The organism is Exiguobacterium alkaliphilum (assembly GCF_018138125.1).
GTDB lineage: Bacteria > Bacillota > Bacilli > Exiguobacteriales > Exiguobacteriaceae > Exiguobacterium > Exiguobacterium alkaliphilum.
In genome coordinates, this window is sequence record NZ_CP073101.1 from 139,387 (window position 1) to 152,566 (window position 13,180).

General features: G+C 52.9%; 12 protein-coding genes. 9 read left to right on the forward strand and 3 right to left on the reverse strand.

Annotation, left to right across the window (positions count from 1 at the left end; translation table 11 throughout):
- The first annotated feature begins 13 nt into the window (after nt 1-13).
- Nucleotides 14-3,157, forward strand: coding sequence for an efflux RND transporter permease subunit (locus tag KB235_RS00775; RefSeq protein WP_211780116.1), 3,144 nt, complete (start codon nt 14-16; stop codon nt 3,155-3,157).
- Between the two features lie 47 nt (nt 3,158-3,204).
- On the opposite strand, the gene KB235_RS00780 is transcribed toward KB235_RS00775, so the two are convergent.
- Nucleotides 3,205-3,942 carry a YwqG family protein gene (locus tag KB235_RS00780; protein ID WP_211780117.1) on the reverse strand — a complete coding sequence of 246 codons (738 nt, stop codon included), beginning with the start codon at nt 3,940-3,942 and terminating at the stop codon, nt 3,205-3,207.
- 151 nt (nt 3,943-4,093) lie between these two features.
- Here KB235_RS00780 and KB235_RS00785 point away from each other — a divergent pair, with 151 nt between their 5' ends.
- The 6 genes from KB235_RS00785 to KB235_RS00810 all read left to right on the forward strand — a co-directional run bounded on the left by KB235_RS00785 (nt 4,094) and on the right by KB235_RS00810 (nt 8,518).
- Complete coding sequence (locus KB235_RS00785) at nt 4,094-4,450, forward strand: CidA/LrgA family protein (RefSeq protein WP_114164927.1); 357 nt, start codon at nt 4,094-4,096, stop codon at nt 4,448-4,450.
- Nucleotides 4,447-5,121 carry an LrgB family protein gene (locus KB235_RS00790; protein WP_211780118.1) on the forward strand — a complete coding sequence of 225 codons (675 nt, stop codon included), beginning with the start codon at nt 4,447-4,449 and terminating at the stop codon, nt 5,119-5,121. Before KB235_RS00785 ends, KB235_RS00790 begins: the two co-directional genes overlap by 4 nt.
- Nucleotides 5,122-5,211: 90 nt before the next feature.
- A complete protein-coding gene (locus KB235_RS00795) occupies nt 5,212-5,949 on the forward strand; it encodes a glucose 1-dehydrogenase (RefSeq protein ID WP_211780119.1) in 738 nt (245 codons plus the stop codon).
- A 112-nt stretch (nt 5,950-6,061) separates the two neighbouring features.
- Entirely contained in the window at nt 6,062-7,300 is a 1,239-nt protein-coding gene (gene pepT, locus KB235_RS00800) for a peptidase T (protein WP_211780120.1), read from the forward strand.
- A 55-nt stretch (nt 7,301-7,355) separates the two neighbouring features.
- Entirely contained in the window at nt 7,356-7,802 is a 447-nt protein-coding gene (locus KB235_RS00805) for an OsmC family protein (protein WP_211780121.1), read from the forward strand.
- A complete protein-coding gene (locus KB235_RS00810) occupies nt 7,802-8,518 on the forward strand; it encodes a DNA/RNA nuclease SfsA (RefSeq protein ID WP_211780122.1) in 717 nt (238 codons plus the stop codon). The genes KB235_RS00805 and KB235_RS00810 overlap by 1 nt, the downstream gene beginning before the upstream one ends.
- Nucleotides 8,519-8,543: 25 nt before the next feature.
- On the opposite strand, the gene KB235_RS00815 is transcribed toward KB235_RS00810, so the two are convergent.
- Entirely contained in the window at nt 8,544-9,155 is a 612-nt protein-coding gene (locus KB235_RS00815) for a stage II sporulation protein M (RefSeq protein WP_211780123.1), read from the reverse strand.
- A gap of 132 nt (nt 9,156-9,287) precedes the next feature.
- Between KB235_RS00815 and KB235_RS00820 the strand changes: the two genes are divergently transcribed.
- A complete protein-coding gene (locus KB235_RS00820) occupies nt 9,288-10,913 on the forward strand; it encodes an ABC-F family ATP-binding cassette domain-containing protein (protein ID WP_211780124.1) in 1,626 nt (541 codons plus the stop codon).
- 33 nt (nt 10,914-10,946) lie between these two features.
- Here KB235_RS00820 and KB235_RS00825 read toward each other — a convergent pair whose 3' ends face one another.
- Nucleotides 10,947-11,693 (reverse strand): FixH family protein, encoded by a 747-nt coding sequence (locus tag KB235_RS00825; RefSeq protein WP_211780125.1) that lies wholly within the window; start codon nt 11,691-11,693, stop codon nt 10,947-10,949.
- Between the two features lie 277 nt (nt 11,694-11,970).
- Here KB235_RS00825 and KB235_RS00830 point away from each other — a divergent pair, with 277 nt between their 5' ends.
- Nucleotides 11,971-13,170, forward strand: coding sequence for a LysM peptidoglycan-binding domain-containing protein (locus KB235_RS00830; protein WP_211780126.1), 1,200 nt, complete (start codon nt 11,971-11,973; stop codon nt 13,168-13,170).
- The last annotated feature ends 10 nt before the right edge of the window (nt 13,171-13,180 follow it).

Sequence of the window (13,180 nt, forward strand, 5' to 3'; positions counted from 1 at the left end):
AGAAATGAACCCCATGCAAAAAATCACGTCCTTCTCCGTCAACAACAAGTTCGCCGTCTGGTTGATGACGATCATCTTGACGGCCGCCGGAATTTTCGCCGGCTTGACGATGAAACTAGAAACGTTGCCTGACATCACGACACCGACTGTCTCGGTGACGACGATTTATCCAGGCGCCTCACCTGAACAAGTGCTCGACGAAGTGAGCACCGTGCTCGAAGAGCGCTTGAAGAGCTTGAACGGGGTCGAACAAGTTCGTTCGTCTTCGTTCCAGAACGCGTCAAACATTCAAATCGATTATGACTTCAGCACCGATATGGAAGAAGCTGAACAACTCGTCAAAGACGCGCTCAGCAACGTCGAATTGCCAGAATCCGTTCAAGACCCACAAGTATCACGACTCAGTTTTGACGCGTTCCCTGTCGTTGGTGCAGCCGTCTCAGATGAGAGTCTCGATTTGGCCGAATTGACGAAATTGGTCGAAGATGAGTTGCAACCGGCCCTTGAAGGCGTCGAAGGCGCTCAGACCGTCCAAATCGCCGGACAAGAGATTCGTCGCGTCGAGCTTCGATTCGATGAGGAGGCGCTCGCCGAATATAACTTGACGGAAGACACCGTCAAACAGTTGATTCAAGCGAACGATGCCCGCATCGCGCTCGGCCTGTATGAACTTGGTGATACGGAGCAAGCCGTCGTCATCGACGGGAAGTCGGAGACGCTTGAGGCGTTCCGCGATCTCCAAATTCCGTACTCACCCGCACCAACGGAACAGCCGGTGCCAGGTGCGCCAACGGAACTTCCGACTGGCGAGACGCCGCAAATCCCGACTGACGTACCAGGTGCAGTCCCACCTGCGAATCTACCGACGACCGTCCCGACGGTCGCTTTGAGCGAACTCGCGACGATTGAAGACCGTGGCATCGAGGAATCGATTTCACGGTCGAACGGGGAACGTTCAATCGGGATTCAAGTGACGAAAACGCAAGACGCGAACACCGTCGATGTCGTCAATGCCGTCAAAGATGCATTTGCCGATTTCGAGACCGACTATGACACGGCCAACGTCTCGATTACGCTCGACCAAGGTCAACCGATTGAAGAATCGGTCGAAACGATGGTCTCGAAAGCGTTACTCGGTGGTCTATTCGCCATCTTGATTATTCTCGTGTTCCTTCGTAACTTCCGCTCGACGATTATCGCGGTCATCTCCATCCCGCTCTCGCTCTTGATGGCATTGATCGTCTTGAAACAGCTCGATATCACGCTCAACATCATGACGCTCGGTGCGATGACCGTCGCCATCGGGCGGGTCGTCGATGACTCCATCGTCGTCATCGAGAACATTTACCGTCGCCTCACCCGTCCGAACGAGACGTTGCGCGGCAAAGACCTGATTATCGCCTCGACGAAAGAAGTGTTCATTCCGATCGCTTCGTCGACGATCGTCACGATCGCCGTCTTCTTGCCGCTCGGATTCGTCACAGGCTTCGTCGGCGAGCTGTTCTTACCGTTCGCCTTGACCGTCGTTTTCGCTTTAATCGCGTCCTTACTCGTCGCGATCACGGTCGTACCGATGATGGCCGACTCGTTCTTTAAGAACCGCGACAAGCTGAAGCCGGAAGAAGGACCAGGGAAGCTCGCCGAATGGTATCGTGGCGTCCTCAACTGGTCGCTCAACCATAAACTCGTCGTCTTCGGACTGGCGACGCTTCTCTTAATCGGAAGTTTCGCCCTTGTCCCAGCTATCGGGGTCAACTTCTTGAACCAAGAGTCTGAGAAGACGCTGTTCGTCACGTTCGACCCAGAACCGGGTCAAACGCTTGACGATTCGATTGCCGCAGCCGAAGTTGCAGAAGCATATTTCATGGATGAACAGCCGAACGCGACCGACGTGCAGTTCACGGTCGGCGGCGAAAACCCACTCAACCCGGGCAATAACAAGCAAGGGATTTTCATCGTACAATATGATCCGGCCACAGAAGATTTCGCTGATGTCAAACTTGCCGATATTGAACGTTTGAACGAACTCGCCCCGGCCGGTGAGTGGAAAGAGCAAGACTTCACAGGTGGCGGCGCGACGAGCGGGGTGACGTACAACGTCTATGCCAACTCGTTCGAAGACCTCGAGGCCATCGTCCCGACGTTCGTCGAGACGATTGAGCAAGAGACCGAATACGTCCGTCAAGCCACGTCAGACTTACGTGAATCGTATGTGCAATATACGTTCAACGTCGACCAGCAAGCGGCGGCTGAAGCCGGTGTCTCGACGTTCCAAATCGCGCAGACAATCGGTCAGTTCCAAGCTCAAGAAAGCCCGCTCGCCAGTGTGACGGTCGATGACAAACAACTCGACGTCATCATCCCGACCGAACAAGTCACGTATGACAGCATCGAAGATTTACAAGCGCAAGACATCACGACCCCGTTCGGTCCACGTCCAATCTCGGACTTCATTGAAGTCGAAGAAGGAACGACACCGGACACGCTCGTCCAACGCGACGGGAAACTGCTCGCACGTGTCAACGTCGAGCTCAGTACGGACAAAGCGACGGAAGCGTCGGCTGCCATCGAAGAACGGGTAGCGGACATCGATCTTCCAAGCGGTGTATCGTATGACGTCGGTGGGGTAACGGAACAGATTCAAGAGTCGTTCACGCAGCTCGGCCTCGCGATGCTCGCAGCCGTTGCCATCGTGTACTTGGTGCTCGTCATCACGTTCGGCGGCGCCGTCACACCGTTCGTCGTCTTGTTCTCGCTTCCGTACGCCATCATCGGAGGGCTGGTCGCGTTGCTCGTGACGGGTGAGACGATTTCCGTCTCGGCACTCATCGGTGCACTCATGCTGATTGGAATCGTCGTCACGAACGCCATCGTCTTGATTGACCGCGTGCTTCACAAAGAAGCGGAAGGATTGTCAACGCGTGAGGCGCTCCTTGAAGCGGCCGGCACACGTCTTCGTCCGATTCTCATGACGGCGCTCGCGACGATTGGGGCGCTTTCCCCACTCGCCCTCGGGCTCGAGGGTGGCGCACTCATCTCGAAAGGGCTCGGTGTGACCGTCATCGGTGGACTCACAAGTTCGACGCTGTTGACGCTTCTCATCGTCCCAATCGTGTATGAGTTCTTCGCACGGTTCCGTAAGACAAAACAAGTTTAACCAAAAAGAGAGTCGACCCGATGTTGGGGTCGACTCTCTTTTGGCGTTCAGTAGCATTGCATGATAATTTCCGCTTCTTCGAAATGTTTGGCTCGGAGCGCTTCGGTCGGGATGAGGAAGTAAAGGATGCCGGCATCACCGAACATGATGTCGAGTTCTTCGCTTGAATCCATTTGGAATAAGAGAAACGGGTCACCGAATCGTTCCCCATGCGTCTCTTCAATCTCTTCAAACACATCATGTTGCACCTCGTCCGGATGCCCGCCTACCGCATGTGCCTCGTCCTCATCGAATAACTCCTCAAAAGCGGCATATTCATCCTCGCTCATCAGATCAAACAAGTCGTGATCGTTCTGCGCATAGCCTTCTTCGAATGCGACAGCCCTCTCGTTGAGTGCTTCACCGACGCGGACCCGTTCAAGCGTCATCGCTTCTGTATAGAAGACGCGCCAAAGGTGACGTTCGTCCGCGTCACCCCATGGTTGTTCGTCCAAATCATAGAAGAACGATAACACCCCTTCTTTCGGAAGCGCTTCGACTGATTCAAATCCAGTGAAGTCACTCAGGCGGAACTGTGCCAATAACGTCAAGTTCTCTCCAGGATGGTCCGAGGCACTCGGTAAATCCGGATAGCCGCCAAATTTTGAGTGACCGATCGCGACTTCTTCCCGTGTCGTTCGGGGTACGAGCTTCAAGTTGACGCGCTTCGTAAACGCCGCCAAGATGTCACCGCCCTGTTCGAGCCCGTGTTGATCAATAAACTGTTTGATTGATTGAAGTTCCATTCGACCACCTCTTTCGGATATGATACAAATAGTCTACCATACCGAACGTATGTACCCTTTATCATTTTTTATACAACCTTTATCTTGACCGCATGGATGAAACTTGAGAAAATGCATACGTTTTGAACGTATTCGCGAAAGGATGGTATATATGCAACTCTTTATCAAATGGATGATCGGCCTTTCGCTCTTATTCGGGTTAAGCGCGTTCGGCAACTGGATTGTCGCCACACTCGAATGGAAAGTGCCTGGAAACGTCATCGGGATGATGCTGTTATTGATATTGCTCATGACAAAAATCATCCGAGTCGAATGGATCGAGGACAGTGCCGGCTTCCTCACGAAACATCTCGCTTTCTTCTTCATCCCAATTGCGGTCGGCCTCATGTCGTATAGCGGTCTCTTAAAAGCAGAAGGGATTCCGCTATTTCTTGCCTTGATTGTCAGTCTATTTGTCGGACTCATCGTGACCGCTCTCATCTCCGGAAGACGAGGTGAAACGTCATGACATTACTTTGGGTACTCGTCACCATCGGCGTTTATCTCGTCAGCCGCAAACTGTCCTTCAAATGGGCGTCCCCGTTCACGAACGTCGTCTTCTTGAGCACAACTATTTTGATTGTGACCCTCCTTCTTTTTGAGCAACCATACGACGTGTATGAACCGGCCAAAGATTTAATCACGATTTTACTCGGTCCGGCGACCGTCGCCCTTGGTCTGCCGCTGTATCGTAACTTGCCGACGCTCCTCGCACGCGCACAACGCGCCCTGAGCGCAATTATTGCCGGTACCGTCTCGACGATTGTCGTCGCAGTCCTGATCGGCACGGCGCTCAAACTGACGGACCAGGTGCTCATCGGGCTAGCGGTCAAATCCGTCACTGCTCCGATTGCGCTCGAACTGGCAAAACAGCTCCAAGGAGACGCGGCCCTTGCCGCCTCCATCACTGTCGCCTGTGGCATACTCGGTGCCATGTTCGGTCCGCTCATGTTGTCGCTCTTTAAAGTGACCGATCCGTTCACGCGAGGACTCGCGCTTGGAACAATCAGCCACGGCATCGGCACGGCTCAAGCCGCGACGGAACATCCGCTGTCCGGGGCCACCGGGGGCGCGGCGATGGGTTTATCCGCCATCTTCACGTCGTTTTTACTTCCATTTTTACTGCCTCTCCTTTTTTGATGTTTCAAGGTCAAACTACTTCATAATATGTAGTAATTCCTATTATAATAAAGAGAGACGGTGCTTTCTTTTATAAAGGAGGAAGGGACAATGGGACGTGTACAAGGTGAAGTCGCATTCGTGACCGGTGGGGCCCGCGGGATGGGCGCCTCCCACGTGCGGAAGCTGGTGGCAGAAGGTGCACACGTGTTGTTCACAGATATTTTGGCGGATGAGGGCGAGGCTCTAGCTGCGGAACTCGGTGATGCCGTCGTCTTCTTGAAACATGACGTCACGAAACGAGAAGATTGGGAAGATGCAGTGAACATTGCCGAAGAGAAGTTTGGTCCCATCACGATTCTCGTCAACAACGCCGGCATCGCATTGACCCATACGCTTGACGAGTTGTCCGAAGCCGATTATCGAAAAGTCATCGACATTAACCAAGTCGGTGTGTTCCTCGGTATGAAATCGGTCATTCCATCGATGCGGAAAGCGGGTCATGGATCGATCATCAATATCTCGTCCATTTCAGGCATTCTCGGCCTAGGTGGAGCCGCATACGTCGCCTCGAAATTCGCGGTGCGGGGGATGACGAAAGCGATCGCGCTTGAAGTCGCAGCTGACGGGATTCGCGTCAACTCGATTCACCCGGGCTTGATTGAGACGCCGATGATTATGCAACCTGGTGTCGAAGAAATCGTCAGACAGATGGCAGAGACGGTACCGCTCAAACGAATCGGCACACCGGGCGACGTCTCGAACCTCGTCCTGTTTCTCGCTTCGGAGGAATCGAGTTACTTTACCGGGGCCGAGTTCGTCATCGATGGCGGCGTCATCGTCCAGTAATCCAAGGAGAGGCCATCGCGCCTCTCTTTTTGTTTTCAAACAATTTCGATACTTTTCAAAACGGCTCTCATGCTACACTAAACGAGAATAGATTGATTAGAGGAGGCAGACCATGCAAGCGAAATTGATTGAACGTTTAATCACGTATGCAAAAATTGATACACAGTCCGACTTCACGAGCGAGACGACACCGTCAACGACGAAACAATGGGATTTGATTCGCCATCTCGAGGCCGAGTTGAAAGCGATTGGGCTCGAGGACGTCGAGACGGATGAGTACGGCTATTTGTTCGCCACCCTTCCGAGTAACGTCGGTCATGAAGTACCGACAATCGGCCTGCTTGCCCACGTCGATACGGCGACCGACTTCACCGGAACGAACGTCAACCCACAACTCGTCGCACATTACGAGGGCGGCGATATTGTCTTGAACGAGGCGCTCAATGTCATCTTGTCCCCACGCGACTTCCCAGAACTTGACGGCTACGTTGGACATACACTCATCACGACAGACGGGACGACGCTGCTCGGTGCCGACGACAAAGCCGGCATGGCCGAGATCGTCACCGCGGTCGAATACTTACTGGCCCATCCGGAGATTCCGCACGGACCGGTCCGGATCGCCTTCACACCGGACGAAGAAATCGGTCGTGGGCCACATAAATTCGATGTCGCCCGCTTTAACGCCGATTTCGCCTATACGATGGACGGTGGTCCCCTCGGCGAACTCCAATACGAGAGCTTCAACGCAGCCGGTGCGACCGTGACGTTCCACGGAACGAACGTCCACCCAGGCAGCGCGAAGAACAAGATGGTCAACTCGATGAAGCTGGCGATGGCATTCCATAACCGCCTCCCGGCCGACGAAGCACCGGAGCACACGAGCGAGTATGAAGGCTTCTTCCACTTGAACGGGTTCTCGGGCGATGTCGAGACGACGACGCTCCAGTACATCATCCGCGACCACGACAAAGCGAAATTCGAGGCACGCAAAGTGTTGCTTGAGAAGCTTGTCGCGGAATGGAAGCAGAAATACGGTGAAGCGCGCATTGACTTGAAGATGGACGATCAATATTACAACATGGCCGAAAAGATCGTCCCGGTGAAACACATCGTCGACACGGTCGCGGACGTCATGCGTGACCTTGGCATTGAACCGAAAATCGAACCGATTCGCGGCGGAACGGACGGTTCGCAACTGTCTTACATGGGCCTTCCGACGCCGAACATCTTCACAGGCGGTGAGAACTATCATGGGAAGTTCGAGTACATTTCCGTCAACAACATGGAAAAAGCGACACACGTCATCATCGAAACGCTCCGCACATTCGCCGAGCGGGCTCGAGCATAATTTATGCGCCTCCACTGATTCTCTTCTACACTAGAGACATTGGAGGCGATTTTTTATGAAGCATACCTTTCACATGAACCTCGACTGGACCGGTGGACGAAACGACGTCGGGACGATTGAGGCGGAACGACTGAAGACACAGATTTCGATTCCCCCGGAAATGGACGGCCCCGGCATCGGGACGAACCCGGACGAGATGCTGCTCGGAGCGGCGGCGACGTGTTACATCATCACGCTCGCGGCGATGCTCGGCCGAAGTGAGTTGACGCATCAAGGCATCACGATTGATGCTGAAGGCATCGTCGACGTGACGAACGGCGTTTTCACGTATGAGACGATTCGGTACGCGACGCGCGTCCTGATGCCACAGACCGCGACAGACCGCGACATCTCGCTCGTCGAACGCATCGCCAAGAAAGCGAAAGACGGTTGCATGATTTCACGCGCCTTGGCCGGCAATGTCGCGTTCGAGCTCGACACGACGATCACGCGCGTCGACTGATGTCCCAATTCGAACAACCGTTACGCGAAGGGACAATCGTCAAGCGACGCAATCGGTTCGTCATGGACGTGTTGCTTGATGATGAGGTCGTCGCCTGTCACTGTCCGGTCACAGGACGCATCGGCGACCTCGTCTTTCATGGGGTACCTTGCCTCGTCTCACCGGCAGACGGGACAAACCGCACGACCCGCTTCACGGTCGAGGCCATCTCGATCGACGATACGCAATGGATCGGCATTCATCAAGGTCGCGTCAACGACTGGGTCGCTCACTTGTTAAGCCTCAACGCCTTACCGGTCTTTTCATCTCCGGAACGCATCGAACGAGAACCCCTCGTCGCACGGTCGCGACTCGATTTCAAAGTTGACGGTCTCTATATGGAAGTAAAGATGCCGCTCACCGAACTATTCGTGACACCGCTCCCCCGCTTTGAACGACGTGAGGTGACGAGACCGGTCGAGACCGAACGGTTGATTCGTCATCTCGAGGCGCTGATCGCAACGTTACCGGAAGCCGGTCGGGCCGTCTTGCTCTATGTCTTCTTGTACGACGCGCCCGTCTTCACGGGAAATCCGAACCGGAGACACGATGCCTTGATTCGCCAGTTGATACGTGAGGCGATTAGGAATGGGCTTGAAGTGTGGCAGGTGAACGGTCGCGTCTCTCCTGATGGCATCACGCTGCTCCGCTGTTTCGAGACGACGGCGTCACAATAAAAACAGCCATCACACGATGGCTGTTTCACTGTAATAAAAGCGGCGTGACGTACGCTTCGATGACAGCCGAGATGGCGAGTAGCGGGACGACGATGAAAAGAAACATCTTCACCCCGACGAAAAAGAGCGCTTTTAACGTGACGTCCGTCTCTTTCCCCCGCATCCTGTGCCAAATATGTCGGTTGAGCGACAACCCCATCGCCGCACCGAGCAGGATGGCCGAAATCTCCGTGATGCCGTGCGGCAAGATGCCGAGCGCGATCACTTTCATGACCGATTCGCCGGCAAAGTCGACGATCATGGCGACGAGGCCGATGATGGCCGCGTTGACGACGACGAACACATACGGGATGAACAATGGGATCATCCCAAGTAAAAAGGCGAGTAGTGCGACGCGCGTGTTGTTCACGAAGAGGGCGATCATCGTATCAAACGCACTCGTATCGAACGTCAGTCCACGCGACTCGAACATATCGCCAATCTGAGTCAAGATTTCTTCGATTTGCTCACTCGTGACGAACGAGCGGAAGATGAAGTAAGACGCGATGCTCGTCACGATGAAAAGGACGAGCAGGCGAAAAAAGTCTTTCCGATAATGGTTGTTCCACGCTTCACGAAGCGAGATTGATGTTTTCATGGTCATTCCCCCTATAGCAAGGTATACGAATTGCGTCAACTTTTGTTTCATATTTACCCATGCCTGCGCGTTTTCAAAAAACGTGATACAATACACGTCGTAAACTAATCAGAAAAACGAGGGATCCTATACATGATTACAGTAAATAACGTAAGTCTCCAATTCGGTGGACGCAAGTTGTTCGAAGACGTGAACATCAAGTTCACACCAGGCAACTGTTACGGCTTGATCGGCGCAAACGGCGCCGGGAAGTCAACATTCTTGAAAATTCTTGCCGGCGAGCAAGAGACGACAACAGGTGACGTCAGCTTCTCACCAGGCGAACGCCTCGCCGTCCTCAAACAGGACCATTATGCGTACGAAGACCAAGCGGTACTCGAGACGGTCATCATGGGCCACGAGCGTTTGTATCAAGTCATGAAAGAGAAAGACGCCATCTATATGAAGGAAGATTTCTCTGACGAAGACGGCATGCGTGCAGCCGAACTCGAAGGCGAATTCGCCGAGATGAACGGTTGGGAAGCTGAATCAGAAGCTGCGATGGTCCTTCAAGGACTCGGCATCACGGACGCGTCCCACCACAAGCTCATGAGCGAGCTCACAGGTGGCGAGAAAGTCAAAGTCCTCCTTGCGCAAGCACTCTTTGGCAAACCTGACATTCTTCTCCTCGATGAGCCGACGAACGGTCTTGACCTCAAGGCGATCCAATGGCTCGAAGAGTTCTTGATCAACTTCGAGAACACGGTCATCGTCGTATCCCACGACCGTCACTTCTTGAACAAAGTGTGTACACACATGGCCGACCTCGATTTCGGGAAAATCCAGTTGTACGTCGGAAACTACGATTTCTGGTACGAGTCGAGCCAACTCGCTTCACGCATGGCCAACGACCAGAACAAGAAAAAAGAAGAAAAGATCAAAGAGCTTCAAAACTTCATCGCCCGTTTCAGCTCGAACGCCTCGAAGGCGCGTCAAGCGACGTCGCGTAAGAAGTTGCTCGATAAAATCACGCTCGACGATATCCGTCCGTCATCACGTCGCTACCCGTTCGTCGGGTTCTCGATGGAACGTGAAATCGGGAACGACGTGCTCTACGTCGACAACGTCTCGAAGACGATTGACGGTGTGAAAGTACTCGACAACGTCACGTTCTCACTGAACAAGACGGACAAAGTCGCCTTCGTCGGCCGCTCAGACGTTGCCATCACGACGCTCTTCAAAATCATCATGGGCGAGATGGAACCGGATTCGGGTACGGTCAAATGGGGCGTGACGACGACACAGTCGTACTTCCCGAAAGACAACTCGGAATATTTCGAAGGGTCAGATAAGAGCATCTTGGATTGGTTACGCCAGTTCTCACCAGCCGACGAGTCGGACACGTTCCTTCGCGGCTTCCTCGGACGCATGCTCTTCTCAGGCGAAGAAGTCATGAAGAAAGCATCTGTCCTCTCAGGGGGCGAAAAAGTGCGTTGTATGCTTTCGAAGATGATGCTCTCGAACTCGAACGTCCTCGTCCTCGACGATCCGACGAACCACTTGGACCTCGAGTCGATCACAGCGCTCAACAACGGCCTCGAGTCGTTCAAAGGCGTGCTCCTCTTCAGCTCGCATGACCATCAGCTCATCTCGACGATTGCGACGCGCATCATCGAAGTGACGCCGAACGGGATTGTCGACAAGGAAGCGACGTACGATGAGTTCCTCGAGAACGAATCGCTGCAACAGCAAGTCGAGTCACTCTATCAGAACGCATAAGAAAAATCGATCGGCCGCGGCCGATCGATTTTTTTATTTGACCTCGATGGTCTCCATGATGTGTTCATGGATGTCATGTCCTTTCGTCACATGGACTTGGACGTTGTATGGGCCCGCCTCGGTGAACGTGTGCTCCCCTGTGTACACACCGTCCGCTTCCTCAAGTTTCACCCATTCATGCTTTTCAGCCCCGTCTTTGAATACCTCGAGTTGGACGTCAGCCCCTGTCAGCATCTCGTGATCAATCTCCACGTTCACGTTGAACGGTTGCGGTTCGTTCACCGTCGCTTGTTTCGGTTCAAGCACAATCTCAGCGCCGGCGTGGTGATGATGATTGCTCGTTTCTTCGGCTTCAGCCGCCGTTTCCGGATGACCGACCGTCACGTTCGTCGTCGGCATCGTGTGCATCGACCGCGCCGTCACATGGACTTGCACCGTATAGACCGCTTCGTCAGCGAACGTCGTCTCGACTTCGTATACCCCGTCTTCCGTCAGGGATGCCTTCATCATCTCGCTTTCTTCTTTCGCCCCGTTTTTCCATACCTCGAATTTGATTTCGTCGGCATCGTCGACCGCCACGCCGTCTTGCGTGACACGAACCGACAAGGTGACGGTTTCCTCCTTGTCAGCTGTCGCCGGTACGTTCAATTCGGCTTCGACAGGCTCCATGGATTGAACGGTTTCAGATGCGTGATCCACCTCTTCCGTCCCACAAGCCCCGAGCATCAAAACACCAGCAAGACCAGTCGCTAAACTCAGTTTCATCATTGTCCGTTTCATCATACATCCCCCTATTTAATCGCTTACATGGTTCACACTTTGTTCATGATACCATCCTTTTTCAGGAAATGTGTGAGGATTGTGTGATATTTGCGACGTCCTCCGCTCATAAATTACACACATATTTTGAGAGATGGACGCCAAAAATTCCTTTGTCTAAATTTAGGTTTTTTGATGGAATCATCTGAAATGGGGTATATAAAATATATATACAGCTCAATATTTGGAAAGCCTTGACACCAAGATACATACACCTAAGAATGGAGGCGAAACCAAAATGAAGAGCAAGTTCGTACGTGAATTGATGGCCTTGTTGATCATGCTGGCACCGTTAGTCGCTTATCCAAAATCGGCTGACGCCGCCGCTTCGAAATTCATCACGAGTGTGAATACGACGAGTAAAGTCGTCGCGTTGACGTTTGATGACGGAGCGGATGGTGCGAATACGAACAAAATTTTGGACATACTTGCCAAGAACAACGTCAAAGCCACTTTCTTCTTGACTGGATCAGGCGCCAATAACCATCCTCAATACATTAAAAACATCGCAGCCAAAGGTCACCAACTCGGTAACCATTCCTACACCCATCCAGACTTCACAAAGTTGACCGCCACGCAAATGAAATCAGAACTTGATCGGACGGAAGCGCTCGTCAAATCCATTACCGGTAAAACGACGAAACCAATCTTCCGGGCACCATTCGGCGCCGTCAATAGCGCCGTCTTGAGCGGAGTCGGCGCTGCCGGCTACGGTTATACGATTCAATGGAACATCGATACGATTGACTGGAAAGGACTGACTGCTAGCCAAATCAATACGAAAGTACAGACAAACATCAAACCAGGCTCAATCGTCTTGATGCACACCGGTGCCGGTGCACCAGGTACACCGCTCGCCTTGCCGACGATGATTTCTCAGTTGAAAGCGAAAGGCTACAAGTTCGTCACCGTCTCTCAACTGCTCGCTTACCAAAACACATCGACTAGCAAGACTTACACCGTCAAATCAGGTGATACGCTCTACAGCATTGCTCGGGCTTACGGTGTCACTGTCGCTGCGCTCGCTGCCGTGAACAACATTACAAATTACAACTTGATTTCAGTCGGACAAGTACTCGTCATTCCGAGTACGACCATCACACCTCCACCAACGACCACAGTCAAATATACTGTCAAGTCGGGCGATACGCTCTATAAAATTGCGACGATGTATAATACGACCGTCGCAAAGATTGCCGCTGCCAATAACATCACGAATGTCAATTCGATTTACGTCGGACAAGTGCTCGTCATCCCGGGTACGACCGTCACACCTCCACCACCGACGACCACAGTCAAATACACCGTCAAGTCGGGCGATACGCTTTATAAGATCGCAACAGCCTATAACACGACCGTCGCCAAGATTGCCGCTGCCAACAACATCACGAATGTCAATTTAATCAGTGTCGGACAAGTGCTCACGATTCCTCGTTAACTACAAAAAG

Excerpts from the sequence above, each read along its gene's own strand:
- KB235_RS00785 (WP_114164927.1), top strand. The coding sequence starts at position 4,094 with ATGCAACTCTTTATCAAATGGATGATCGGCCTTTCGCTCTTATTCGGG.
- KB235_RS00820 (WP_211780124.1), top strand. The coding sequence starts at position 9,288 with ATGATTACAGTAAATAACGTAAGTCTCCAATTCGGTGGACGCAAGTTG.
- pepT (WP_211780120.1), top strand. The coding sequence starts at position 6,062 with ATGCAAGCGAAATTGATTGAACGTTTAATCACGTATGCAAAAATTGAT.
- KB235_RS00775 (WP_211780116.1), top strand. The coding sequence starts at position 14 with ATGCAAAAAATCACGTCCTTCTCCGTCAACAACAAGTTCGCCGTCTGG.
- KB235_RS00815 (WP_211780123.1), bottom strand. The coding sequence starts at position 9,155 with ATGAAAACATCAATCTCGCTTCGTGAAGCGTGGAACAACCATTATCGG.
- KB235_RS00830 (WP_211780126.1), top strand. The coding sequence starts at position 11,971 with ATGAAGAGCAAGTTCGTACGTGAATTGATGGCCTTGTTGATCATGCTG.
- KB235_RS00805 (WP_211780121.1), top strand. The coding sequence starts at position 7,356 with ATGAAGCATACCTTTCACATGAACCTCGACTGGACCGGTGGACGAAAC.
- KB235_RS00780 (WP_211780117.1), bottom strand. The coding sequence starts at position 3,942 with ATGGAACTTCAATCAATCAAACAGTTTATTGATCAACACGGGCTCGAA.
- KB235_RS00810 (WP_211780122.1), top strand. The coding sequence starts at position 7,802 with ATGTCCCAATTCGAACAACCGTTACGCGAAGGGACAATCGTCAAGCGA.
- KB235_RS00825 (WP_211780125.1), bottom strand. The coding sequence starts at position 11,693 with ATGAAACGGACAATGATGAAACTGAGTTTAGCGACTGGTCTTGCTGGT.
- KB235_RS00790 (WP_211780118.1), top strand. The coding sequence starts at position 4,447 with ATGACATTACTTTGGGTACTCGTCACCATCGGCGTTTATCTCGTCAGC.
- KB235_RS00795 (WP_211780119.1), top strand. The coding sequence starts at position 5,212 with ATGGGACGTGTACAAGGTGAAGTCGCATTCGTGACCGGTGGGGCCCGC.